General features: G+C 65.6%; 25 protein-coding genes and 1 pseudogene. 12 read left to right on the top strand and 14 right to left on the bottom strand.

Features of this window, described 5'->3' with window-relative positions:
• Positions 1-6: 6 nt before the first annotated feature.
• Positions 7-492: a DUF2165 family protein gene (locus N0B28_RS14110; RefSeq protein WP_244988634.1), complete on the top strand. Its 486-nt coding sequence runs from the start codon at positions 7-9 to the stop codon at positions 490-492.
• A gap of 48 nt (positions 493-540) precedes the next feature.
• Here N0B28_RS14110 and N0B28_RS14105 read toward each other — a convergent pair whose 3' ends face one another.
• Positions 541-1128 (bottom strand): TetR/AcrR family transcriptional regulator, encoded by a 588-nt coding sequence (locus N0B28_RS14105; protein ID WP_275726853.1) that lies wholly within the window; start codon positions 1126-1128, stop codon positions 541-543.
• Between the two features lie 137 nt (positions 1129-1265).
• Here N0B28_RS14105 and N0B28_RS14100 point away from each other — a divergent pair, with 137 nt between their 5' ends.
• Positions 1266-2471, top strand: coding sequence for an MFS transporter (locus N0B28_RS14100; RefSeq protein WP_275726851.1), 1206 nt, complete (start codon positions 1266-1268; stop codon positions 2469-2471).
• Position 2472: 1 nt separating this feature from the next.
• Here N0B28_RS14100 and N0B28_RS14095 read toward each other — a convergent pair whose 3' ends face one another.
• The 7 genes and pseudogenes from N0B28_RS14095 to N0B28_RS14065 all read right to left on the bottom strand — a co-directional run.
• Positions 2473-2997 (bottom strand): M15 family metallopeptidase, encoded by a 525-nt coding sequence (locus N0B28_RS14095; RefSeq protein ID WP_275726849.1) that lies wholly within the window; start codon positions 2995-2997, stop codon positions 2473-2475.
• Positions 2998-3094: 97 nt separating this feature from the next.
• Positions 3095-3391 carry a hypothetical protein gene (locus tag N0B28_RS14090; protein ID WP_275726848.1) on the bottom strand — a complete coding sequence of 99 codons (297 nt, stop codon included), beginning with the start codon at positions 3389-3391 and terminating at the stop codon, positions 3095-3097.
• Positions 3392-3565: 174 nt separating this feature from the next.
• A complete protein-coding gene (locus N0B28_RS14085) occupies positions 3566-4147 on the bottom strand; it encodes a hypothetical protein (protein ID WP_104572350.1) in 582 nt (193 codons plus the stop codon).
• 100 nt (positions 4148-4247) lie between these two features.
• Positions 4248-4766 carry a GrpB family protein gene (locus N0B28_RS14080; RefSeq protein ID WP_043861382.1) on the bottom strand — a complete coding sequence of 173 codons (519 nt, stop codon included), beginning with the start codon at positions 4764-4766 and terminating at the stop codon, positions 4248-4250.
• A 19-nt stretch (positions 4767-4785) separates the two neighbouring features.
• Positions 4786-5409, bottom strand: coding sequence for an SMI1/KNR4 family protein (locus N0B28_RS14075; RefSeq protein ID WP_104572351.1), 624 nt, complete (start codon positions 5407-5409; stop codon positions 4786-4788).
• Positions 5410-5499: 90 nt separating this feature from the next.
• Complete coding sequence (locus N0B28_RS14070; RefSeq protein WP_258662893.1) at positions 5500-5799, bottom strand: nuclear transport factor 2 family protein; 300 nt, start codon at positions 5797-5799, stop codon at positions 5500-5502.
• An 81-nt stretch (positions 5800-5880) separates the two neighbouring features.
• Positions 5881-6411: pseudogene (locus N0B28_RS14065) on the bottom strand (GNAT family N-acetyltransferase); the annotation flags it as partial.
• Between the two features lie 184 nt (positions 6412-6595).
• On the opposite strand from N0B28_RS14065, the gene N0B28_RS14060 reads away from it, so the two are divergent.
• Complete coding sequence (locus tag N0B28_RS14060) at positions 6596-7195, top strand: DMP19 family protein (protein WP_058540104.1); 600 nt, start codon at positions 6596-6598, stop codon at positions 7193-7195.
• Between the two features lie 35 nt (positions 7196-7230).
• Here N0B28_RS14060 and N0B28_RS14055 read toward each other — a convergent pair whose 3' ends face one another.
• The 3 genes from N0B28_RS14055 to N0B28_RS14045 all read right to left on the bottom strand — a co-directional run bounded on the left by N0B28_RS14055 (position 7231) and on the right by N0B28_RS14045 (position 9501).
• Positions 7231-7752, bottom strand: a complete 522-nt coding sequence (locus N0B28_RS14055; RefSeq protein WP_043861419.1) for a GNAT family N-acetyltransferase — start codon at positions 7750-7752, stop codon at positions 7231-7233.
• 31 nt (positions 7753-7783) lie between these two features.
• Positions 7784-8962 (bottom strand): GGDEF domain-containing protein, encoded by a 1179-nt coding sequence (locus tag N0B28_RS14050; RefSeq protein WP_080922866.1) that lies wholly within the window; start codon positions 8960-8962, stop codon positions 7784-7786.
• Between the two features lie 137 nt (positions 8963-9099).
• Positions 9100-9501 carry a GFA family protein gene (locus tag N0B28_RS14045; protein ID WP_253087135.1) on the bottom strand — a complete coding sequence of 134 codons (402 nt, stop codon included), beginning with the start codon at positions 9499-9501 and terminating at the stop codon, positions 9100-9102.
• Positions 9502-9607: 106 nt separating this feature from the next.
• Between N0B28_RS14045 and N0B28_RS14040 the strand changes: the two genes are divergently transcribed.
• Complete coding sequence (locus tag N0B28_RS14040; protein WP_275726839.1) at positions 9608-10840, top strand: M20/M25/M40 family metallo-hydrolase; 1233 nt, start codon at positions 9608-9610, stop codon at positions 10838-10840.
• A gap of 41 nt (positions 10841-10881) precedes the next feature.
• On the opposite strand, the gene N0B28_RS14035 is transcribed toward N0B28_RS14040, so the two are convergent.
• Positions 10882-12558 carry an MFS transporter gene (locus tag N0B28_RS14035; RefSeq protein ID WP_275726837.1) on the bottom strand — a complete coding sequence of 559 codons (1677 nt, stop codon included), beginning with the start codon at positions 12556-12558 and terminating at the stop codon, positions 10882-10884.
• A gap of 221 nt (positions 12559-12779) precedes the next feature.
• On the opposite strand from N0B28_RS14035, the gene N0B28_RS14030 reads away from it, so the two are divergent.
• Together N0B28_RS14030 and N0B28_RS14025 are read left to right on the top strand one after the other, a co-directional pair.
• A complete protein-coding gene (locus tag N0B28_RS14030; protein ID WP_043861375.1) occupies positions 12780-13076 on the top strand; it encodes a DUF3144 domain-containing protein in 297 nt (98 codons plus the stop codon).
• Positions 13077-13126: 50 nt separating this feature from the next.
• A complete protein-coding gene (locus tag N0B28_RS14025) occupies positions 13127-13558 on the top strand; it encodes a hypothetical protein (protein ID WP_043861374.1) in 432 nt (143 codons plus the stop codon).
• A 55-nt stretch (positions 13559-13613) separates the two neighbouring features.
• Here N0B28_RS14025 and N0B28_RS14020 read toward each other — a convergent pair whose 3' ends face one another.
• On the bottom strand, positions 13614-14360 hold the full coding sequence (locus N0B28_RS14020; RefSeq protein ID WP_058540110.1) for a hypothetical protein: 747 nt from the start codon (positions 14358-14360) through the stop codon (positions 13614-13616).
• A 166-nt stretch (positions 14361-14526) separates the two neighbouring features.
• Between N0B28_RS14020 and N0B28_RS14015 the strand changes: the two genes are divergently transcribed.
• The 5 genes from N0B28_RS14015 to N0B28_RS13995 all read left to right on the top strand — a co-directional run bounded on the left by N0B28_RS14015 (position 14527) and on the right by N0B28_RS13995 (position 21031).
• The gene (locus N0B28_RS14015) at positions 14527-15036 is read left to right on the top strand and encodes a sigma-70 family RNA polymerase sigma factor (protein ID WP_043861372.1); all 510 of its coding nucleotides are present in this window, start codon (positions 14527-14529) and stop codon (positions 15034-15036) included.
• Positions 15033-15998 (top strand): DUF4880 domain-containing protein, encoded by a 966-nt coding sequence (locus N0B28_RS14010; RefSeq protein WP_043861371.1) that lies wholly within the window; start codon positions 15033-15035, stop codon positions 15996-15998. Before N0B28_RS14015 ends, N0B28_RS14010 begins: the two co-directional genes overlap by 4 nt.
• Before the next feature lie 110 nt (positions 15999-16108).
• Positions 16109-18514, top strand: a complete 2406-nt coding sequence (locus N0B28_RS14005) for a TonB-dependent siderophore receptor (protein ID WP_078480337.1) — start codon at positions 16109-16111, stop codon at positions 18512-18514.
• A gap of 157 nt (positions 18515-18671) precedes the next feature.
• Positions 18672-19769 (top strand): carboxynorspermidine decarboxylase, encoded by a 1098-nt coding sequence (gene nspC / locus N0B28_RS14000; protein ID WP_043861418.1) that lies wholly within the window; start codon positions 18672-18674, stop codon positions 19767-19769.
• A gap of 26 nt (positions 19770-19795) precedes the next feature.
• Positions 19796-21031, top strand: coding sequence for a saccharopine dehydrogenase family protein (locus N0B28_RS13995; RefSeq protein WP_043861369.1), 1236 nt, complete (start codon positions 19796-19798; stop codon positions 21029-21031).
• Between the two features lie 144 nt (positions 21032-21175).
• Here the strand turns inward: N0B28_RS13995 and N0B28_RS13990 are convergent, their stop codons facing one another.
• Positions 21176-22894: an amidase gene (locus N0B28_RS13990; RefSeq protein ID WP_275726827.1), complete on the bottom strand. Its 1719-nt coding sequence runs from the start codon at positions 22892-22894 to the stop codon at positions 21176-21178.
• Positions 22895-23111: 217 nt separating this feature from the next.
• On the opposite strand from N0B28_RS13990, the gene N0B28_RS13985 reads away from it, so the two are divergent.
• On the top strand, positions 23112-24455 hold the full coding sequence (locus N0B28_RS13985) for a gluconate:H+ symporter (protein ID WP_078480339.1): 1344 nt from the start codon (positions 23112-23114) through the stop codon (positions 24453-24455).
• Positions 24456-24465 lie beyond the last annotated feature (10 nt).

The following is a 24465-nucleotide window of genomic DNA, read 5'->3' as shown; positions in this document are numbered from 1 at the left end:
CGCTTCGTGGATACTGCAACTTCACTGCTGATGTTTCAGATGGTACTGGCCGCAGGGTTCACCCTGTGGTTGAGCATTGCCCTGGTCAACAACCTGCAGGCTTTTACCAGTTCGGCGGCGGCCGTCGGGGGCACGCTGTCGATGGCGCCCCTGCGCCAGGCCCCGGCGATCGACCTGCCCCTGTGCTCGCGGGCCATCCACTCGCCCGCCGTGCACCGGGCGGCATTGATGGTCGTGGTGCTGCTGCAGGCGGGGGCGGTGCTGGCCGCCTGGGCGGGCTGCTACCACCTGCTGCTGGGCAGCGGCCTGGACGCAGCCCGGCCCTGGTTGAACCTGGCGCTTAGCGCAGCCCTGGGCTTTCTTTTCGCCATGCTGCTCGGGGGGCTGTGGTTCGGCTACTGGATACGCCAGGAGGGCCTGCAGCTCACTCACCTGGCACTGGTGGTGTGGGTGGTGCTGAACTTCATGGTGTTCAACCTGCAGTGGGGCTAGTGCGCCGCTGTCACCCCAATCGGGCCACCCTCGCGTGGCCTTGATGCCCTATGGTTTGGCCAGCAGCCCGCGCAGCAGCAGTTCCAGTGCGCCGGTGCTGCGCGCCAGTCGCGCATCGCCGTCATCACCCTGGGCGATCCACACCGCAGCCTCGGCCAGGCTGCCGTAGACCAGCGAGGCCAGGGCCTGCGGGTCGGCCTCGGCCACCACGCCTTGTTCGATCAACCGTTCCAGCAGTGCCTGGATCGACGCGATGCAATGGCGTTGCGCGTCCGTCGAGGTGCCCCCCAGCACGGCTGGGGCATCGCGCAGCACGATGCGCTGGTAATCCGGCTCCAGCGCCATTTCCAGATACGCCCGGCACCGCTGGCGAAAGCCTTCCCAGGGCGTGCGGGCAGTGTCGGAGAGCGCCTGCAGGCGTGCATCCATCTCGGCGTCGATCGACGCCACCACGGCCGCCAGCAGCCCCTGCTTGTCGCCGAAGTGGTGATACAACGCGCCGCGGGTCAGCCCGGCCTGGGCGGTCAGGTCATCCATCGAGGTATCGGCATAGCCGCGGTCGCTGAACACGCTGCGGGCGGTGGCGAGCAAGGTGGCGCGGGTTTCTTCCATTTCGGCACGGGTGCGGCGAGCCATGGGCGTGTCTCCTTACATACGGTGCGTATGATTATTTACATTCGGTGCGTATGAATATACGCTTTTTATACATACATGCCGTATGTAACTTGTCGCGCTGCCGTGTCAGCGGCCAATTCACCGCCCTGGAGCATCAGATGGCCAACCCTTATCGAGACCTTTTTGCCGCGCCGGGCGCCCTGGGCTTTGCCTTGGCCGGGCTGCTGGCGCGTACCGCACTGCCGATGACAGGCATCGGCATCATCACCTTGCTGTCGCAATTGCGTGGCAGCTACGCACTGGCCGGGGCAGTGGCGGCGGCCTTCGTGCTGAGCTATGCGCTGTTGTCGCCACAGGTATCGCGCCTGGTGGATCGCCTCGGGCAACGCCGCGTGTTGCCTGCGGCCACCGCCATCAGCCTCCTCGGCCTGCTGCTGGTGCTGGCCAGCACCTGGCAACGGGCTGGCGACTGGGCGCTGTTCATCGGGGCGGTGCTGGCAGGGTGCATGCCGAGCGTGTCGGCGATGGTGCGCGCGCGCTGGACGGCCCTGTACCGTGGCCAGCCGCAGTTGCAAGCGGCGTATTCGCTGGAGACGGTGTTCGATGAGGTCAGCTTCATTGCCGGGCCGCCGCTGTCGGTGGGCCTGGCGGTGGTGGTATTGCCTCAGGCGGGCCTGCTTGCGGCCGCACTGTTGCTGGTGCTGGGTGTGTTCGCCCTGGTCATCCAGCGCAGTACCGAGCCGCCGATCCAGCCCCGGGAAGCTGCCGGGGATCGTTCGGGCTCGGTGATCCGCCTGGCCAACGTGCGCCTGCTGACCCTGCTGATGGTGGCGATGGGCATGATCGTCGGCACCGTGGATATCGTCAGCGTGGCCTTTGCCGAGCAACGCGGCCAGCCGGCGGCGGCCAGCCTGGTGCTGTCGGCCTATGCCGTGGGGTCGTGCGTGGCGGGGCTGCTGTTCGGTGCGCTCAAGCTGCAGGTGCCCTTGCCGCGCCTGCTGTTGCTGGGTGGGCTGGCAACCGCTGCCACGACCCTGCCGCTGTTGCTGGTCGCCAGCCTGCCGGGCCTGGGTGTGGCGGTGCTGGTGGCGGGGCTGTTCTTTGCGCCGACCCTGATCGTGGCCATGACCCTGGTCGAGCGGCTGGTGCCCGAACATCGTCTGACCGAGGGCATGACCTGGCTGCTGGCCGGCTTGAACATCGGTGTGGCCGTGGGGGCGGCGGTAGCGGGGCAGGTGGTGGATGGCAGCGGTGCACGGGCCGGCTTCGGTGTGGCGCTGGTGGCCGGTGCCCTGGTGCTGCTGGTGGCTGTGTGGGCCCACCGGCGCCTGGTTGCACGGGCGGCGACGTCGCAGCCCGCCTGAATCAGCTGGCTACATGGCGCCAGTGCCAGGGCTCATACACGTAGCCTGCGCCATTGTCGGGCGGGTACGACAGCTCGAAGCCGTAGGTCGCTGCGTTGCGGGTCAACCATCTGAATGCCGGTGTCGCTTCGAATTCGGGCTCCAGGTCGGTGCAGCCGGGGGTGCCTATGTCGACGGCACGCCCGGTGTGATGCTCGCTGAAGAACGGCGGGGCCGAGACCGCAAGGATCTGCTCGATGCTCTGCCCCTTGTCCAGCTTGCGCTGGATGATGCTCTTCTGCCGTTCGACGCTTCTGAAGGCCGACACCAGGTAAAGCGCCACGCCCTCGGCACCGGCAGCCGCTTTCAACTGGCGCCAGGCCTGAGCGGCCACGGCGACCAGTTCGTGCCTTCGGTTGTCCTGGCCGGTCTCGGCCCACTGCAGCAGGCTGGCTTCGACGAACTCCTGCAGATGGCGCTCGATCACCGCGTTCAACGGTATGCCGAGCTGTTCGAGCATCTGCAATGCGGCGGGGGAGTAGGGCATGGGGCTGACCTGGGCAGTGGGTATCAATCCAGCCTAGCAGTGAAGACGTGGTGCGATGGGGCGTCGTCCGTTCAAACAGGTTCGCCTTGCCGATGCGTTACTGGCCCTTGCACTGGGCCAGTACCACCTGGCAGGTCCTGGGCGTGCCACCGGAGCGGCTGGCGTAGCGCATGCAGTTGACCATGGATTTCTTGCGGGCCTGGCCCAGGGTCGAGCCCCAGGCCAGGCCGCCTTCGCCAGTGCTGGGCACCGCCTTTGCGTAGCAGTTGGAACCCTGGGCGGCATAACGATTGGCGGCCGTCTTGCCGGCGCAGCCGCCGGTCAGCAGCAGGGCGAATGCAAGCAGGCAGGGCAGGCCCCATGACAAGCGGCCAGGCACTGTTTTTGCGTTCATCCCGGTTCCCCTGTGCAACGGTCAAGCGACGTGAAAAAGGGGGGTGTTCCAATGGAATACCCGTGGCAGGCGCGGCTGGCCATCGGGTGGTGGGCGGTGCGTTCCTGGCCGGGGAAATCCGGCCGGGAACGGCGCGCCAGAGCCGTTCGAGTCAGTCGACTCGGCGAGCATACCTCACGGGCGCGAGGTTTTCACGGTCAGCACTTCGGTGTACACCACGTCGACCGTCTGGCCGACCTTGAGGTTCTTCATGCGCGCCTGCAGTTCAGGGTCCTCGACCTTCACCACCTTCACCTTGCCCTGGGGCGGCAGCAGGGTCACTTCATGGGCGTTGAGGTCGATGGCGGTGATCTTGGAGGTGACGCGCACCTGGCGGAAAGCTTCGCCGCCCGGGTTGGGGTTGTCCTTGGTGGCGCGCACGGTGCCGGCCTCGTCGGTGACCTTCGGCGCGCCGCCCTCACTGGTGTTGAGCACATAGGCCACGGCACGGGTCACCGTGATGTCGACCTTGTCGCCCACCTTCAGGTTGTGCAGGTCCTTGGCCTGTTTGGTCAGCTGGATAGGCACCTGGCTGTTGTTCGGGCCTTCGATCGTGACCCGGAAGTTGCCCGGGTCCACGGCCAGCACCTGGGTGCTGATGTGGTCTTGCAGCGCTTCGCTGCCCAGCGGCAGTTCGGCGGCGTGGGCCGCAAAGCTGGCAGTGGTCATGAGTGAGGCGAGGGCAACGGCGTGGGCGAGGGAGCGAATCGATTTCATAAGCCTGCATTCCATGTAATGGCTGAATGAGCGGAACAACGCATGACGCAACGTGCGTGGATCACGCGCAAAGCATAGCCACTGATTGCGGATATGCCCGTTAGACGCCGCCCTGCGACTGCACCTGGCCACGCATCGCGGCCTCGATGAATGGCGCCTTGCCGGCCAGGTACTCGCCGATACCGTCACGATTGGTTGCTTCAAGCTCAAGCTTCAACGCCTGGTAGCGCTGGCGAAGGTCGTCATCGCTGCGCAGCAGGTCGCGAAAGCGCAGCATCCAGGCAATCTGTGGGTGGCCCTGGGCACACACGTGCACCTTGTGGGTACGGATACCGTCGACATCACGACGGTAGAAGTGGTGGCCCGGCGACAGGTCGGAGCCGCGCACGTACCCCAGAGCCTGCATGTGGGCGTGGCGTGCTGCGGTTTCCCGATGCGCCTGGACCACCACCAGCACGTCGATCTCCGGCTTGGCGGCAAGGCCGGGTACGCCCGTGCTGCCCACATGATGGATGTCGATCAGTTCACTGCCAAAACCCTGGGCGATGCCTGCCCTGGCGGCCAGGTAGCGCTCGGGCCATTGGTTGTCGTAGGGGCGGATCTGACTGGTCAGCTTCATTGCGGTGTTTCCCTGGGAGTCATATTGGCCAGTCGCTTACCCGTGCGTTCCAGCGCTCACGGTGGCGTTCGCGCCAGCCGCGGCTGCCGGAATCGAGCCAGGCGAGGGTGGCCTGCACACTGTCCTGGCTGATGATGAAGCTGTCGATATGGTTGACGATGGTCTCTTCGGCCACATGCAGCAGGGCCAGGTAGTCGTTGAAACTTTCGGCCAGCACCACGTATTCGTCGCCTTGCTGGCGGCGGCCGGTCCAGGCGGGCAGGGCGGCGACCATCGCGGCCACCTGCTGGCGCCCCTCGCGCAGGTCCAGCAGCAACAGGCTGGCGCCGCCGTCACGCCCGATCGGCAGCAGGCCGTGGGCAGGGTAGCCAGGGCGCTGGCGTGCGCGTTCCAGCTCGTAGGGGTTCGACTCCCATTCGCCGTCCAGGTCCAGCCCGTACAGCGAGAAGCTCATCAGCTCGCGTTCGCCGCTGGCCAGGGTGACCGCCACGTCGTACTCGACGTAGGCGCCGTTGCAGGTCGTGAGAAATTCACGGTAGTCAGCCGGCAGGGGCGCGCCAAGGCTGGCCTCCAGCTGTGCAAGCGCAGCGTCGCTGGCGCCTTGCCGGGTGTCTTCGAGCATCAGCCCGCGGTAATCGGTCATCGAGGTGGCTCGCTGTACAGGGGCGGCAGATGATGCCGCGCATGGGCGCCGCAGGCAAACGGCGCGGGTGGGGCCGCACCGTTTGCGGCATTACGCGGCCGGGGTGCCTTGATGAAAGGTCATCTGCCAATGGCCATCGAGCCTGCGCCATACCGAGCTGCGCAGCGACGCGGTGTCGCTGTGGCAGGTATAGGTCACCAGCGCAACGTCCGGCGCCAGGGGGCGTACCTGAAAATCGCTGATCGTGCGCACCCTGAATGCCTGGACGGGCAGGCTGGAGAGCACATCCGCCTTGTGCCAGGCCTTGCCGCTGGCGCCAATCTCCATGAAGTCATCGGCCAGCAGCGTCGACAGCAAGGCCGTGTTGCAGCGTACGTCCTGCTGCAGCAGGCGTTGCTCCAGGTAGTGCAGGGTGGCTTCCAGCTCGCCAGCGGGTTGCGTTGCGGGGCTGGCGTCGCCGCGGCGCTTGCGCCATTCATCCTGCGTCAGCTCCCAGGTTTCCTGGGGCATCGGCCCACTGACGAAATTGCCGGGCTGCACGTGCAGCAGGTGCATGCCCTCGCGCAGCGATATGCGCCGTGACGCCAGGTTGCTCACGGCCTTGGGCACTTGCAGGGTCGGGCGATTCAAGGTGTCGAACCAGAAGCGGTTGATCACCTCGCACACCTCGCGCATGTAGCCCTTGCCTTGCCACTGCGGCGCCAGCCAGAAACCGCGGTGGTTACCGGGGGTATCGTGCAGCGACACGCTGCCGATGCACTGCAGCGGGTTCTGCACCAGGCGGATCATCCAGTGCCATTCCTCGCCACGCGCCATGGCGGGTAGCGCCAGGTCGCGCACATACGTCAGTGCGCCGTCGTCCGGGTACGGCCAAGGCACGCGGCTGTCGAGATAACGCACCACCTCCCACTGCGGGAACAGTTGCTGGATCGCCGCAGCGTCGCTCAATTGCAGGGGCGTGAGCTGCAGGCGCGCGGTGGTGAAGGTAGGGATGCGGTTCATCTTGGCCTCGAAGCGGTAATGCATGGGGTGGGCGAGGGTGGGCAAGGTGTCGGCACCGAGGGTAAACCAAACCCATGCGCCAAGGCGATTGGATCGCGCAGGCCGGCACGCTGTAGCATGTGCGCCACGTTGGGCGCGACGCGCAAGGGGCGCGCCCTCACCACGCAATGACCATGGGGGGCGCATGAGCGACAACCAACCCTGCCGCGTCTGCGGCAACGTGATCCTGGCAAGCACCGCAGCGCGCACCGGCGGGTTGTGCATGCCCTGCAAGGGCGGCTACCGGGAGAACATCGAGAACGGCAAGCGCTACGCCCAGGAGCGCAAGCAGTACCTGGCCAGCCCGCAGGCGCTGTACTGGTCTGCGCTGGTCGACCGGGTGTTCCGCACGCCCCAGGGGTTTGCCGGGCTGGCACTGGCCGAGCAGCACTATTACGCGGTCAACGTGCTGCAGGGCGAGGTGTACAACGGCGGTTTCGACCAGTACTTCGGCAACTCCTCGGGCGATCACTACGCCAGCGCGTGCGCGGGGCTGCGCGAACTCGGCGCGTTGCAGACCCTCGCGCTGCTGGAGGAGGCCAAGGGCCTGTTGTTCGGCGCCCAGGCAGTGCCTGCCGAGCAGGGCGAGCGTCAGTTGCGCATGCCCACCTATGCCGATGAGCCCGACCTGGCCTGCGAGGCCGCGCTGGATGCACTGGACACTCGCTTCTACCTCGACCCCGACCAGCTGGAGGAGCGCCTGGTGGCGTATGCGCGGCAACAGCAGCTGTTTGCTGCCGATTAGGTTTCGGGATCCTGTTCTGCCAGGGGCGCGCGGTGTCAGTCGTTGCGGGCCTGCACGGTATCCAGTACCAGCTCCATGCCCTGGGACATCAGCGCGCTGCCCGCGCGCAGCGGTTCGGGTGGCCCAATCGGCTTGAAGCCCAGCGCGGTGTACAGGTGCATGGCAGGGCTGTCCTGAATCGTGACCCCCAGCCGTACCCGCTGCATGTCGTGGCGGCGGGCCCAGTCCAGCGCTGCCTGCAGCAGTGCCCGTCCGGCGCCGCGCCCGCGGCAGGCCGGGTCGACCCACATCTGGAAGATCTCGGCAACGCCGGGCCCTGCACCGGCCAGCTTGCACCACACCAGCCCACAGGGCGCTTCGCCCTCCAGCGCAACAAACGCACGGCCCTGGCCGGAGCTTGCCGCCGCCTGCAAGCGCGCCGACCAGTCTTCATCGGTGCGCGTGGCCTCCGAGCCGTAGGTGCTGCCGAACGCATCCGGCGAGTCCTGCAGTGACTGCAGGCGCAGGTCGCGGTACAGCGGCCAGTGCGAGGGTTCGAGTGCTGTTGTGGCGATCATGCTGCTGTTCACCTTGTCCATTGGTACTGCCTCAAGGCGTGTGCAGGGGTTCGCCAGCGGCTGCGGTGCGGTCCACCACGCGAATACTGTCACGTCCACCGCGCTTGGAGGCGTAGAGCGCGCTGTCGCTTTGTTCGATCAGGGCCGTGAGGCTGCCCGGCGGCTGGTCGAACAGGTTGGCGCCGATGCTCAGGGTCACTGGCGCAGGCGTGGGGAACAGCTGCGCGGCGGCCTGCCGGAACTGCTCGCGCAAGGCACCGCCCAGCGCCAGGATACGTTCGGTGGGGGCGTTGTTGAGCAGAATCACGAACTCATCGCCACCCAGTCGCGCCGCCAGGGCGCCGGTGGGCAGCACCGCGCGGATCATCTCGCTCAGGTCGACCAGCAGGCGGTCACCGGCGCTATGCCCGAACAGGTCGTTGACCAGCTTGAAGTTGTCGATATCAATCAGCAGCAACGCTCCGGGCCGCGTGGCCGACACGTCTTCGAGCAGGCGCGGCGCACGGACTTCCAGGGCGCGGCGGTTGTACAGGGCCGTCAGCGGGTCACGGGCGGCCAGGCGGGCGATGCGTTTTTCTCGCCGGTAGCGCTCGGTGCCGGTCATCGACAGCGCAATCAGCATGATTGCCATGGCGCCTTCCACCAGCGAGATCTGGATGATCTGGCCGCGGAACGCCGCCAGGTCGATCAACGTGCCGGGCACCACCGCCGTGATCGCCTTGGCCACGTAGAACAGGCCGTGCATCAGCAGCACGTAGCGCAGTTGCACCGCCCCCACGCTCAGCGACTTGCCATGCGGGCGCAGCAGTGCACTGGCCTTGAGCGCCAGCAGCGCCACCAGCAGCGAGTTGACCAGCAGCATCAGCTTGGACCATTGCGGCTCCTCGGGTACCACCAGCAGCGCGAGCCATACCACGAAGACCAGGTACCAGCCCCGCGACAGCTGCGTTTGCGTGAAACGCCCGACACCCAGCAGGAACAGCCAGTGCGCCGTCACCAGCAGGCCATTGGCGAACCAGATACCGATCAGCAGCAGGCCGCTGCTGCGCAGCAGCGCGAGGGTACAGCCCACGGTGATGGTGGCGAACCCGGCGCTCCAGAACAGCAGCGAGGGTTCACGCACGCTGCGCCACTCGATCGCCAGGTACAGCGCGGCGGCCGCGGCGAGGGCGATCGTGATGGTGAGCATCGTGGGTGGGTCTAGCGCCATGGCGAGCGGGCCTGCATGAAGTGCACGGAAAGCGGCGATTGTAAGCGTTTGAATCGGTTTTTCGCAGTGCTTGCGCGAAGCGTTTCAGCCGGCTGTCGCAAACCTGGGCCAGCCTGTCGCGGGCAGTGCAAAAGACCCTATCGACCCTGTGGCCAATGGTCCTCGATTACGTACCACGGCGCCTTCGAAGCCACCTCCACATGGCGCTGCCTGTCGAACGTCAGGGGTGAGTCCAGGGTGCCCAGCGCAACCGAGATCCAGTCGGCATGGTCCCCCTGTGAGCGCGACCAGAACAGCGATGAACCGCAGTCGCCACAGAACTGGCGCGCCACCGACTCGGACGATGCGTACGACTTGAGCCGCTCGCCTCCCTGCAGCAGTTGCAGGTCGTCGCGCCTGACGCTGGCGTAGCTGGCGAACGCCGCCCCGTGGCCCTTGCGGCACTGGCTGCAATGGCAGTGCGAAACCGCCTTGAGGGGCGCGCTGAGCTGATAACGGATGGCGCCGCACAGGCAGCTGCCCTGGTACTGGTGTGTCATGGAAGGTCCAACCCGGTTGCTCGCAATACAGGGCCGACAGTCTAAGCTGATCCCTTGCCCGTCATGCAACACACCCTTTTGCCACCCTGCACCGAGGCCCCGCCCTATGCCGTTGTTTCGCCCTCCCTACGCCAGCGCCCTGGCGCTCTGCCTGTCCTTCGCCTGTACCGGCGCCATCGCTTCCCCCGCCCAGGACCTGCTGGAAAAAGCCAAGGCCGAGCAGTCGAGCTACCTGGATACCCTCAAAACCCTGGTATCGGTGGACACCGGTACCGGCACCCAGCAAGGCCTCACCGACGTCGGTGCACTGCTGGTCAAGCGCCTGGAGGCCCTGGGCGCCACGGTGCAGACCAGCGCCGCCACGCCCTCGGTGGGCAACAACATCGTCGGCACCTTCAAGGGCAGCGGCAGCAAGCGCTTCATGCTGATGGTGCATTACGACACCGTGTTCGGCCCCGGCACCGCCGCCAGGCGCCCGTTTCGCATCGAGGGCGAGCGTGCCTATGGCCCCGGGGTGGCCGACGCGAAGGGCGGGGTGGCGATGATCCTGCATGCGATCAAGCTGCTGCAGGATGTGCGCTTCAACGACTACGCCACCCTGACCGTGCTGTTCAACCCCGATGAAGAAATGGGCTCGCTCGGCTCCCGGCAGATCATTGCCGAGCTTGCGCGCAAGCATGACTACGTCTTCTCCTACGAGCCCCCGAACAAGGACGCGGTGACGGTGGCCACCAACGGCATCAACCAGCTGCTGCTGGAAGTGCGCGGTCGCTCGGCACACGCCGGCTCCGCCCCTGAAGACGGGCGCAACGCCTTGACCGAGCTGGCGCACCAGGTGGTGCAGCTCAAGGACCTGGGCGACCCGGCCAAAGGCACCACGGTCAACTGGACCCTGGCCAAGGCCGGCGAGAAAGCCAACATCATCCCGGCGCTGGCCACCGCCGAAGCCGACATGCGCTATGCCGACCTGTCCGAAAGCGACCGCGTGCTGGCCGACGCGCAACGTATCAGCCAGGCCCGGCTCATCACCGACACGCAGGTCACGCTGACCCTGCGCAAGGGGCGCCCGCCGCTGGCCAGAAATGAAGGCTCCGCCGCCCTGGCCAGCACTGCCCAGCAGCTGTATGGCCAGATCGATCGCACCCTGGAACCCATCGCCATGCGTTTTGGCACCGACGCCGGCTATGCCTATGTGCCCGGCAGCGCCACGCCGGCGGTGCTCGAAACCATGGGCGTGGTCGGGGCCGGGTTGCACGCCGACGATGAATACATCGAACTGTCCAGCATCGCGCCGCGCCTGTACCTGACGGTGGCGATGATCCGGCACCTCTCGCAGTAGGCTGCACCGCGCCCTCCCGGCACCCGGGAGGGCGGGCGGTTTCAGCTGTGGTTGATGTCGCGGTCCTTGGTCTCGGGCAGGAAGAAGGTACCCAGGATGGCGGTCATCACCGCGATCACGATCGGGTACCACAGCCCGTAGTAGATATCCCCCGTGGCCGCGACCATGGCGAACGCCACCGTGGGCAGGAAGCCGCCGAACCAGCCGTTGCCGATATGGTAGGGCAGCGACATCGAGGTGTAGCGGATACGCGCCGGGAACAGCTCCACCAGCCACGCGGCGATCGGCCCGTAGACCATGGTCACGTAGATCACCAGGATGGTCAGCAGCAACAGCACCATGGGGTAGTTGGTCTTGTTCGGGTCGGCCTTTTCCGGGTAGCCGGCGTCCTTCAGGGCCGCGCCCAGGGTGGCGGAGAAGGCATCGTTCTGCGTCTTGAAGTCGGCGGCCGGCAGGCGGCTGCCGTCGAAGCTGGGCACCACCGTGCTGCCGATGCGCACCTGCGCCACGCTGCCGGGCTCGGCCTTTTCGTTCACGTAGGGGATCGCGCGCTTGGCCAGCACGCTCTTGGCCACGTCGCACGAACTGGTGAAGCGCGCCTTGCCCACCGGGTCGAACTGGAACGAACACTGCGCCGGGTCGGCGACCACCGTCACCGGGTTGCGTGCCTGGGCACTGAACACGTCGGGGTTGCCGTACTGGGTCAGCGCATGAAAGATCGGGAAGTAGGTCAGCGCCGCCAGGATGCAGCCGGCCATGATGATGCCCTTGCGCCCGATGCGGTCGGACAGGCTGCCGAAGATGACGAAGAACGGCGTGCCGATCAGCAGCGAACCGGCAATCAGCAGGTTGGCGGTCTGCGGGTCGATCTTGAGCGTCTGCAACAGAAAGAACAGCGCATAGAACTGCCCGGTGTACCACACCACCGCCTGGCCGGCGGTACCGCCGAGCAGCGACATGATCACCACCTTGAGGTTGTCCCAGCGGGCGAACGACTCGGTCAGCGGCGCCCTGGATGCCTTGCCTTCGGCCTTCATCCGGTTGAATACCGGCGACTCGCTCAGTTGCAGGCGGATGTACACCGACACGATCAGCAGCAGAATCGACAGCAGGAATGGTATGCGCCAGCCCCACGCCTCGAACGCCTCGGTGCCCAGCACGGTACGGCACGCCAGGATCACCAGCAGCGACAGGAACAGCCCCAGCGTGGCGGTGGTCTGGATCCACGAGGTGAAGAAGCCGCGCTTGCCGGGCGGTGCGTGCTCGGCCACGTAGGTGGCGGCGCCGCCGTATTCACCGCCCAGCGCCAGGCCTTGCAGCAGGCGCAGGGTGATCAGGATCACCGGGGCCGCCACGCCGATGCTCGAGTAGCTGGGCAACAGGCCCACCACCGCGGTGGACACGCCCATGATCACGATGGTGATGAGGAAGGTGTGCTTGCGTCCGATCATGTCGCCCAGGCGGCCGAACACGATGGCGCCGAACGGCCTTACCGCAAACCCGGCGGCGAAGGCGAGCAGGGCGAAGATGAAGGCAGTGGTTTCGTTGACCCCGGCAAAGAAGTGCTTGGCGATGATCGCCGCCAGGGAGCCATACAGATAGAAGTCGTACCACTCGAACACGGTGCCCAGGGACGAGGCAAAGATGACCTTGCGTTCCTCTTTGGTGATCCCGCGCCTGGGCGCACTGCCTGTGGAAGTGCTGTCGATTGTCGCCATGAGTTTTCTCCGGATTGTTGTTGTAGGCCGGAACACCCACTGCCACTTCACCCAAGCCCTGGGGCTGATGTCATCGGACTACGCAATGCGCACAGACACCTCGCAGCGCTGCCCGCTCGTTTGAAGCATAATCAGCTTCGCGCAGATATCCACTCGCCGACGGTTGGCCGGACGGCAGGAGAGGGCTGCAATAACCAGACGTGATGAGAAAGGGACACGCAATGCCGCAAAATGCTGACGACTCGTTCTACGACCGCGCCGACGCCCATATAGAGCTGTCCAACGAGCAGCTCGGGCAGGTCCAGGACCTGGGCAAGGTGAGTGCCTCGATGATGTTCGGCACCACCCGGTTCAATGCCTGGGTGAGTGCGCGCAACTTCAAGTCGGGGGAAGAAATGGCGCAGGCACGCGAGGCGATGCTCACGTACTTCTGCGACCAGTACCGGATGATGCTCGAAGACAACCTGGACGACCATATCAACAACTTTGCGACGTACATGCAGGGTTCGGCCAAGTAACGCGTTGCCCGCTTCGCCGGCAACGCCGGCTCCTACAAGGAAGAACCGTTATGGCAGGTGAATACAATCTGGCGCTGGTGATTGCCGCGGCGCTCAGCGCGCTGGCGGCCGTGCTGCACGTGGGTACGATCATCGCGGGGCCGTCCTGGTATCGCCTGTTCGGGGCGGGTGAGCGCTTCATCCGGGCGGCGGAGGCGGGCCGGACCTTTCCGGCGGTGGTCACGGCAGCGATTGCGCTGGTGCTGCTGAGCTGGGCGGCCTTTGCATTGTCGGGGGCGGGCGTGATCGCGCCGCTGCCGTTGCTGCTGCCGGCGTTGTGCGCGATCACGCTGGTGTACCTGCTGCGCGGTATCGCCGGGCCCTTCGTGCTGGCCAATACCGGGCGCAGCCAGCGCTTCATCGTGGTGAGCTCGCTGGTGTGCCTGGGGTTCGGGGTGGTGCACCTGGTGGGGCTGGTGCAGGTCTGGGGCCGCCTGGGCTGATCCGCGAATGGCCGGGCGGGGGCGCTGGGCCGCCGGTGCCTCCACCCGGTCGGCCTCAGGCCTGTGCAGCCACACTGGCCATGAACAACCCCAGTTTTTTCTGGAAGTCGGCCACCTGCTGGTTGCCGGTGTCTTCGTTGCAGCGCAGCTCCCATTTCAGGCGTGATACCTGGCGCTGCACCGCATCGCACTCGGTATCCAGTTGCACCAGCCGGTTCAACTGTTCGCTGCGTTGCCCGGCCTGCTGGCTCAGCTCCACGAACCGCCAGGATTTGCCCGGCTGGATGTGGGTCTTGCGATAGCTGACCTGCAACGTGGGGCGTTCATCGTGCAGGTTGAGGTTGAGGTAGAACTTGATCTGCTTTTTCAGCACGCTCTGCAGGTTGAGATCGTCCACCACCTCGCGACGGCCGCTCAGGTAGTCCTCGATGAACGGCAGGTTGTCGCGGTTCTGCTCACTGAAGGTCGCCGGTTCGATCAGTGCCGGGGTCAGGTTGACGGCAATCTTCTCGAACTCCAGAAAGTAGGTGTGGATGTCGTCGAGCAGCGCCTTGCGCTCGTCGTGAAGCCGCTGCAGGTGCTGTTCGCTGTCGTGCAGTGCCTGGGCCAGCGCCGGCGATGTCTTGTCCGGGCTGTGCTTGCCCTGCAACGAGCGGAAGGCATAGCGGGCGAGGAAGTCGGACAGTGCCTCTTCCCCCCGGGCCGCCAATGCCACCGCCTGGGCCTGCAGGTCGGCGGCCGCGCCCTCGAGGTCGCAATTGCGGAGCTTGGTCAACAAGGTGGTGAGTGTCGCTTGATCCATATGCAGCCCTCCCTTTGGCTGCCTCGCACAGTACTGCACCTGAGCGCCGGCCTGCCAGTGTCGGTGAAGCAGGTTGTTTCGGCGGCAATCATAAAAATCCACCGCAAGCTAATGAGAAGTATTACCATGCACGACTCCCGTCAGCCTGCGTCCCGGAACCCTGCCGATGCATCCACTTTCCAGCACCCACCATGCGGTGGGCGAACTCTACGTTCAACACCACAGCTGGTTGACGCAGATGCTGCGCCGCAAGCTGGGCAACCGGGAGCAGGCGCTGGACCTGGCGCAGGACACCTTCGTGCGCATCCTGCGCAGCGAGGCACCGCCGGTGTACCGCGAGCCGCGCGCCTACCTCACCACCGTGGCCAGCCGCCTGTGCATCCAGTACTTTCGGCGCCATGCGCTGGAGAAGGCCTACATGGAGTCGCTGGCGCATCTTGAACCGGCGCTGGTGCCGTCCCCGGAAACTCGCCTGCTGGTGCTCGAGGCGCTGGACGCGGTGGGCCAGGTGCTCGATGGGCTGGGCAGCAAGGTGCGCGAGATCTTCCTGCTGTCACAGCTTGACGGCCTGACCTACGCGCAGATCGCCGAACACCAGGGCCTGACGGTGAACGTGGTGCAAAAGGCCATGCTCAAGGCCTACCGCCACTGCTATGCGGCGGTCTACGGCGCATGAGCCGCTTCGCCCGGATCGACAACCAGCCGCTGGACCCCGGCGTGGTAGAGCAGGCCATGCTGTGGATGGTCACCCTGCAGTCGGGTGTCAGCAGCCTGGCCGAGCAGCAGGCCTGCCAGCACTGGCGCAATGAAAACCCCCAGCATGAACTGGCCTGGCAGCGTCTTGCCGGGCTCACCCATGACCTGCGCCAGGGCACCAGGACGTTACCGGCCGCCGGCGCGCGCGGATTGCTGCAGGCACGTGGCACTGCGTCGCGGCGCAATGTGCTCAAGGGCTTCGCCGGGCTGGGGGTGGTACTGGCGGCTGGCCTTAGCGTGCGTGAGCGGGTGCTGCTGCCGGAACTGTTCAGTGACTACCGCACCACCACCGGCGAGCGTCATCACGTGGCGTTGTCTGGCGAGGTGGAGCTGACCCTGGATACCCGCACCGGCGTGGATGCTCACGCAGACGTGCTGGCGCTCAACCTGGGGCGGATCATGCTCACCCTGGGGCAAGGTGCTTCGCTGGCGGTGCGCACCGCCAATGGCTGGGTACGCCCCGAGCCTGCCTCGCGGCTGGTGGTCAGCCAGGGCCTGCCCGGGGTGTCGGGTACCCAGGTGCAGGTGCTGGCAGGCAGTGCCTCTATCGCCTGGGCCGGCAGCACCCGCATGACCTTGAGCGCCGGCCAGCAGGTGGCGTTCGGGCAGCAGGTCGGCAGTGTCGAACCCCTCGACGCGGGCGCCCAGGCCTGGGTTGACGGCCTGCTGATTGCCGAGCGCATGCCACTGGGCCAGGTGTTGGCCCAGCTCGACCGCTACCGGCGCGGCGTACTGCGCTGCGATCCGGCGGTGGCGGCCTTGCAGGTGTCGGGTTCGTTCTCCCTCGATCGGCCCGATGCCAGCCTCGACCTGCTGGCCAGTGTGTTGCCGATACGGGTACAGCGTGTGTTCGGCTACTGGGCAAACGTGGTCGTGGCCTGAGAACGATTATTTTTAACAGCGGCGGCAGTTTTTTCCATCTCATGCATCAAGACCAGGGAAGACGCTGAAAAACAGCGCATCGCCAACACCCTCAACCCATGGAATTGTTTATGCACAGCCGCCTCACTCCGCTTGCCGGTGCCTTGCGCACGGCCATCCTCGGGCTTTCCCTCGTGTGCGCCAGCCAGGGCGTACTGGCCGGCGCCGATGCCCACGCCACCCACGCCTTCCATATCGGCGCCGGCAACCTCGATCGCGTGCTCGGCGCATTCGGCCAGCAGGCCGGGGTGATGATCGCGGTCGACTCGGCCCTGACCCAAGGCATCCACAGCAGCGGCCTGGACGGCAGCTACGCCATCGCCGAGGGCCTGGAGCGACTGCTCGCGCCCCAGGGCCTGCAGGCGATGCCCGAAGGCGAGGGCTACCGGGTAATGCCAAGGCTGGCCACCGGCAGTGCGCAGCTGGAGCTGCAGGCCACCGAAGTCAGCGCCAACCAGCTGGGCACCATCACCGAAGGCACCGGCTCCTACACGCCGGGCACCATCGCCACCGCCACGCGCATGGTGCTGACCCCACGGGAAACCCCGCAGTCGATCTCGGTGGTCACGCGTCAGGCCATGGACGATTTCGGCCTGAACGCCATCGACGATGTGATGCGCCACACCCCCGGCATCACCGTGTCGACCTACGACAGTGAACGTACCAACTACTATTCGCGCGGCTTCTCCATCGTCAACTTCCAGTACGACGGCATCCCGACCCTGCGTGACGCGCAGTACTCGGCCGGGCAGACCCTTACCGACATGGCGATCTATGACCGGGTCGAGGTGCTCAAGGGCGCCACCGGCCTGCTCACCGGCGCGGGCGGCCCCGGTGGCACGATCAACCTGATCCGCAAGAAGCCGACGGCCGACTTCAGGGGGCATGTGGACCTGGGCGCCGGCTCCTGGGACAACTACCGCTCGGAGATCGACCTCAGCGGCCCGCTGACCGACAGTGGCAACGTGCGGGGCCGGGCGGTGGCCGCCTATCAGGACAAGCACTCGTTCATGGACCATTACGAGCGCAAGACCAGCGTGTACTACGGCATCCTGGAAGTGGACCTGGACGAAGACACCCTGCTGACCCTGGGCGCCGACTACCAGGACAGCGACCCCAGAGGCTCGGGCTGGTCGGGCAGCCGTCCGGTGTACGACTCCCAGGGCAACCCCATCAGCCTGCCGCGTTCGTTCAACAATGGCGCCAAGTGGAGCAGTTGGGAGCAGTACTCGCGCACGCTGTTCGCCACCCTGGAGCATCGCCTGGCCAATGACTGGGTCATCAAGGGTCAGTACAACCACCAGATCAATGGTTATGACGCGCCACTGGGCTCGGTGTCGCCCGACACCCCGACCGTGTCGTCGATCTATTCGCGCAAGTACACCGGCGAAACCACCAGCGACAGCGGCGACCTCTACGCCACCGGGCCGTTCAGCCTGTTCGGGCGCGAACACCAACTGGTGGTGGGTGGCTCGGTGTCCAGCTCGCACTGGAAGGGCGACAACTACAACAACGTCACCTACTTCGACAACGAATACGATCTGGAGAGCTGGCACGGCCAGGCCATCGAGCCGGACTGGGGCTCGGTGACAAAGCGCAACGACGAAACCACCCGGCAAAGTGGCGGCTACCTGACTGCGCGCTTCAGTGTCACCGATGACCTTTCGCTGCTGCTGGGCAGCCGCCTGGCAAACTTTCAGGTCACCGGCACCAGCGACAGCCAGGAGAGCGGACGGCTGGTGCCCTATGCCGGGGTGGTGTACGACCTCAACAGCAACTTCTCTGCGTATGCCAGCTACACCGATATCTTCCTGCCGCAGACGGCCTACCGTGACAGCCGCAACAGGATGCTCGAGCCCAACGAGGGCCAGAACTACGAGGTGGGCATCAAGGGTGAGTTCTACGACGGTCGCCTGAACACCAGCCTGGCCTACTTCGAAGTGCACGAAGATAACCGCCCGCAGGCCGACACGTTCTACAACGCCAGGCCAACCAACCCCGACATCGACTACGCCTACATGGGCATCAAATCCAGAACCAAGGGCTACGAGGCAGAGGTCTCCGGGGAGCTGGCACCCGGCTGGCAGGTGCAGGCCGGCTACACGCACAAGGTCAGCCGCGACCAGGGCGGGGCCAAGGTAGCTACCTGGGAGCCCGAAGATCAGCTCAACCTCTACACCACCTACAAACTTGGCGGGCGCCTCGACAAGCTCACCGTGGGCGGTGGGGCACGCTGGCAGGGCAAGGGCTGGCAGGTCCTCAACAACTACGCCAAGGGCACCAATGACACCTTCACCCAGACCCCGTACTGGCTGGTCGACCTGATGGCGCGCTACCAGTTCACCGAGCACCTGTCGGCGTCGGTCAACGTCTACAACCTGTTCGACAAGTACTACTACACCAACATCGGCTTCTATAACTCCTCGTACTACGGTGACCCGCGCAACGTGATGTTCAGCACTCGCTGGGACTTCTGACGTCCAGGCCCGCTCCCGTGTGGGGGCGGGTTCGACCTGCGATGGGTGCACCCGAAAAATCCGCGTCGGGCAAAAATCACTTCCGAGCTTTCGATTCCCGTGCAGTGAAGGCACAATGCGTGTCCTTTTTTTGGCCGGCCTTGCCGGGGGCCTCGAAATGATCAAGACGCCGTACTACCTCATCGACAAAACCAAGCTGCTGCACAACATGCAGAAGATCGCCTATGTGCGCGAACAGTCCGGGGCCAAGGCCCTGCTGGCGCTCAAGTGCTTCGCCACCTGGTCGGTGTTCGACCTGATGCAGCAGTACATGGACGGCACCACCTCGTCCTCGCTCTACGAGCTCAAGCTCGGCCGCCAGAAGTTCGAAGGCGAGACCCACGCCTACAGCGTGGCCTGGGCCGACGATGAAATCGACGAGATGATCGAGAACTGCGACAAGATCATCTTCAACTCCATCGGCCAGCTGCAGCGCTATGCCCAGGCCACCGAAGGCAAGGTGCGCGGCCTGCGCGTCAACCCGCAGGTGAGCAGCTCGGACTACCTGCTGGCCGACCCGGCGCGCCCGTTCAGCCGCCTGGGCGAATGGGACCCGGTCAAGATCGATGCGGTCATGTCGCAGATCTCCGGCTTCATGTTCCACAACAACTGCGAGAACGGCGATTTCGGCCTGTTCGACCAGATGCTCAACACCATCGAAGAGCGCTTCGGCGAGCTGCTGCACAAGGTCGAGTGGGTGAGCCTGGGCGGCGGTATCCACTTCACCGGCGAAGACTATGCACTGGATGCATTCTGCGCGCGCCTGAAGGCGTTCTCGCAGAAGTACGGCGTGCAGGTGTACCTGGAGCCGGGCGAAGCGGCGATCACCCAGAGCGCTTCGCTGGAAGTGACCGTGCTCGACACCCTGTACAACGGCAAGCACCTGGCCGTGGTCGACAGCTCCATCGAGGCGCACATGCTCGACCTGCTGATCTATCGCCTCAACGCCAAGCTGGCGCCCAGCGAGGGTGAGCACACCTACATGGTATGCGGCAAATCCTGCCTGGCCGGGGACATCTTCGGCGAGTATCAATTCGATCGTCCGCTGGCCATCGGCGATCGGCTGTCGTTCATCGACGCGGCAGGCTACACCATGGTCAAGAAAAACTGGTTCAACGGTTTGAAGATGCCATCCATCGTAGTGAAACAACTTGACGGTACTGTCGAGGTGGTTCGCGAATTTGGTTTTGACGACTACCTGTCCAGCCTCTCGTAAGCTGGCGGAAAGGAGAGATAAAGAAATTGAAGAAAAACGTTCTTATCATTGGTGCAGGAGGTGTCGCCAAGGTGGTGGCCCACAAGTGCGCGCAGCACAACGACGAACTCGGTCGTATTGCCATCGCGTCACGCAACATCTCCAAATGCCAGGCCATCATCGACAGCGTCAAGGCCAAGGGTAGCCTGAAGGTACCCGCCGACATCACGGCCTTTTCGCTCAATGCACTGGATGTCGAGGCGACCAAGGCGCTGATCCGCGAAACCGAATCGCAGATCGTGATCAACGTCGGTTCCGCCTTCCTCAACATGTCGGTGCTGCGTGCCTGCATCGATACCGGCGTGGCCTACCTGGACACTGCCATTCACGAAGAACCGGGCAAGATCTGCGAGACGCCGCCCTGGTATGGCAACTACGAGTGGAAGCACCTCGAGGAATGCCAGCAGAAGAACATCACCGCCATTCTTGGCGTGGGCTTCGACCCGGGTGTGGTCAATGCCTATGCAGCACTGGCGCAACAACAGTATTTCGACCGCATTGATTCGATCGACATTCTCGACGTCAATGCCGGCTCCCATGGCAAGTATTTCGCCACCAATTTCGACCCGGAAATCAATTTCCGCGAATTCACCGGACAGGTGTGGAGCTGGCAGAACAGCCAGTGGACCAGCAACACCATGTTCGAAGTCAAGCGTACCGACGACCTGCCGGTGGTGGGTTCGCAGAACCTGTACCTGACCGGCCATGACGAAGTGCACTCGCTGTCCAAGAACCTCGACGTGCCGAACGTGCGTTTCTGGATGAGCTTCGGTGAGCACTACATCAATGTGTTCACCGTACTGAAGAACCTGGGCCTGCTGTCCGAGCAACCGGTGAAGACCGCCGAGGGCCTGGAAGTGGTGCCGCTCAAGGTGGTCAAGGCCGTGCTGCCGGATCCGTCTTCGCTGGCGCCGGGCTACACCGGCAAGACCTGCATTGGCGACCTGGTCAAGGGCACCAAGGACGGCCAGCCACGCGAAGTGTTCATCTACAACGTGGCTGATCACGAAGAGGCCTATGCCGAGACCGACAGCCAGGGCATCTCCTACACCGCGGGCGTGCCGCCGGTGGCGGCGGCCCTGCTGGTGGCCCGTGGCGAGTGGGACGTGCAGCGCATGGCCAACGTCGAGGAACTGCCGGCCGAGCCGTTCCTGAAGGCTCTGGACGTGATGGGCCTGCCGACCCGCATCAAGGACGAGAACGGCGATCGTCCCTGGAACTGATGGGTTCAGGCTGACAAAAAAGGGGGGCGCCGTGATGGCGTCCCCCTTTTTTGTGTTGTGCCCTTCGCCAGCAAGGCTGGCTCCTACAGACCTACCAAACCCGTAGGAGCCAGCGTTGCTGGCGAAGAGGCCAGCCCAATCAACTCAAGATAAACGGCCACCCACCAGCATCGGGGTTCGCGGCGGTATCAAGCGCTTTGAACCCGTAGCCTCGAACGCCGAGGCCAGGCGCAGCAACGCCGAGTCATCATACGCCCGCCCGGCAAAGGTCAGCCCCACCGGCATGCCGATGTCCGCCATCACCCCCATCGGCACCGTCACCGTCGGCACCCCAAGGTGACGGATCGCCAGGTTGCCGTTGGCCACCCACACCCCGTTGCTCCAGGCAATATCCGCCGAGGCGGGGTTTACATCGGCATCGGCCGGGGCCACATCGGCCACCGTCGGGAACAGCACCGCATCCAGCCCCAGCCTGTCCATCCAGTCTTCCAGGTCGATGCGCCGCGTCTGCTCCAGCCCGCGCAGGCCATCGGGCAGGGTAGCGATCTGGTCCCACGGCGTGATGCCGCGCTCGGCCATGCGCACATACTCGTCCATGCCCGCCGCCAGGTCGCCCTCGCGGTTGGGCAGGGTGCCGGGGTCGTGGGGGAAGATCTTCGGCCCGTCCACGTCCACCAGGCGGTTGAGCTGCGGGTCGCCGTTGGCCTGCAGGAAGTCGTCGAAGGCCCAGGCCGTCAGGTCCCACAGTTCATGGTGCAGGAATGCCTTGGACACCAGGCCCCGATTGAACACGGTGGGGGCACCTGGGCGGTCGCCCTCGCAGTTCGATACCAGCGGGAAATCCACTTCGAGCACCTCGGCGCCGGCCGCTTCCAGTGCCTTGCGCGCCGCCTCCCACAGTGCGATCACCGAAGGCCGCGTGTTGATGCGCTGGCCGGTCGGGCCGCCGATGCCGGGGCTGTCCGAGGTGCCGGCATCCGGGTCCTTGTTGATGTACATGCGCGGGATGCCGAAGCGCTTGCCGGCCAGCGCCGCGCTGTCCGCCGCCAGTTGCGGGTAGGCGGCGGGGCGCACCGAGGCCACGCTGGGGATCGGCACCCAGGGCTGCAGGCGCCACAGGTCGCCACGGGTGTCGGGGTCTTCGGCCACCACCACGTCGAGCACTTCGAGCAGGTCGGCCATGGTGCGGGCGAAGGGCACCACCACGTCCATGGTCGGCGTCAGCGGCCAGTTGCCGCGCACCGAGATCACCCCGCGCGAAGGGGTGTAGGCGCACAGGCCATTGCTGGAGGCCGGGCCGCGGCCGCTGGACCAGGTTTCCTCTGCCAGGCCGAACGCGGCGAAGCTGGCCGCCGTGGCCGTGCCCGCGCCGTTGGACGAGCCCGAGGCGAAGGGTGCGGTGAGGTAGGCGGCGTTGTACGGGCTTTCGGCCCGGCCATACACGCCGCGCTGCATGCCGCCGTTGGCCATGGGCGGCATGTTGGTCTTGCCCAGGCAGATCGCCCCGGCGCCGCGCAGGCGCTCGATGGTGAAGGCGTCGCGGTAGGCCACCAGGTTGGCGAAGGCCGGGCTGCCGGAGGCGGCGGTCATGCCCTTGACCAGGTAACTGTCCTTGGCGGTGTAGGGGATGCCGTCGAGCGGGCCGAGGGGCTTGCCCTGGGCACGACGCTCGTCGGATGCCTGGGCTTCGCGCAGGGCTTCGGGGTTGCGTACCACCACCGCATTGAGCGCGGTGGGCGTGTCTGCGCCGTCGTAGGCATCGATGCGGGCGAGGTAGGCCTTCACCAGCTCGACCGAGGTGGTCTGGCCCGATTCGAGGGCGGCGCGCAGCTGCGCAATGGAAACTTCGGTGACTTCGATCATGCGGTGGTTACCAGCGGCCAAAGGGGTCATGAGTGATGGCGGGAATCATAGCGGTTTAAGGTTCAGGTGTCCGCCCGGCGAGGGCCCTGGCAGGTGACCTCAGATCACCTGTGCGCTGAAAAACCATCCTTTGTAAAGGCCTGCCTGCGTGCCGCCTAATCGCCTCCGACCGCGCCCTGCGCGGCAATCGCTCACTAAAACAAATAAAGGCGAAGTCATGCACGAAGACGCAGGTTTGTTACTGATATTGATGGCGGCCATCGGCCTGATCGTGGTGCTGGTGGTCAGGTTTCGGGTGCACTCGTTCCTGGCGCTGATGCTGGCCAGTTTTGTGGTGGGCGCCGGGGCCGGCATGCCGCTGCCGGCCATCGCCGATTCGTTCGAGAAGGGCATGGGCGGCACCCTGGGTTTTCTTGCGGCGGTGATCGGCCTGGGCAGCATCCTGGGCAAACTGCTGGAGGTGTCGGGCGGCGCCGAACGCATTGCGCGCTCGCTGCTCGACGCCCTGGGTGAACAGCGCACGGCGTGGGCCATGATGCTGGTGGGCTTCGTGGTGGGCATACCGGTGTTTTTCGAAGTCGGTTTCGTGTTGCTGATACCACTGATCTACGTGGTGGCCCGCCAGACCCGGCTCAACATCCTCTACGTCGGCCTGCCACTGGCCGTATCGCTGATGACCGTGCACTGCATGCTGCCGCCGCACCCGGCGGCAATGGCCATCACCCAACTGCTGGGGGGCGACGTGGGCAAGGTGATCCTGTACGGGCTGATCGTCGGCCTGCCGACCGCGGTGATTGCCGGCCCGGTATGGGCCACGCTGGTGTGCCCGCGGCACGCCGCGCCCGACGCGCAGGCCGCGCCAGAGCCTGCCGCCACGCCAGCCGCTGGCCAGTCGATGCCGGGCCTGGGCCTGACCCTGCTGGTGATTCTGCTGCCGCTGCTGCTGATGGTGGGCAAGACCCTGGCCAGCATGACCCTGGCGCCCGAGGCCGGGCTGTACCGGCTGATGATGTTCCTCGGCAACCCGCTCACTGCCCTGGCCATCGCGGTGTGCTTCGCCTACTGGGCGCTGGGCCTGCGCCGTGGCCTGGGCATGGCGCGGTTGCAGGCGCTGACTGCCGGCTCCTTCACCCCGCTGGCCAGTATCCTGTTGATCATCGGTGCCGGCGGTGCCTTCAATGGCGTACTGATCGACAGCGGGGTCGGCAAGGTGCTGGCCAGCACCCTGTCGCAGTGGGACCTGAACCCGATCCTGCTGGCCTGGTTCGTCGCCGGGCTGATGCACCTGGCGGTCGGCTCGGCCACCGTGGCAATGGTCAGCGCCGCCGGCATGGTGCTGCCGCTGCTGGACGCGATGCCGGGGCAGAACCGCGAGATCGTGATCATTGCCATTGGCGCCGGCGCGATTGGCTGGACTACCGTCACCGACTCGGCGTTCTGGGTGGTCAAGGAATACCTGGGCGTGTCGCTGGGCGAGGCGCTCAAAAAATTCACTGCCGCGACACTGCTGGCTTCGGTCGTGGCCCTGGGCATGACCCTGCTGCTGTCGCACTGGGTATGAGCCTGCCCGT

The sequence above is a fragment of the Pseudomonas sp. SD17-1 genome (assembly GCF_029201585.1).
Classification (GTDB): domain Bacteria; phylum Pseudomonadota; class Gammaproteobacteria; order Pseudomonadales; family Pseudomonadaceae; genus Aquipseudomonas; species Aquipseudomonas palmensis.
The sequence above is the reverse complement of the archived record's forward strand: the minus strand, read 5'-3'. Positions and strand labels throughout refer to the sequence as shown.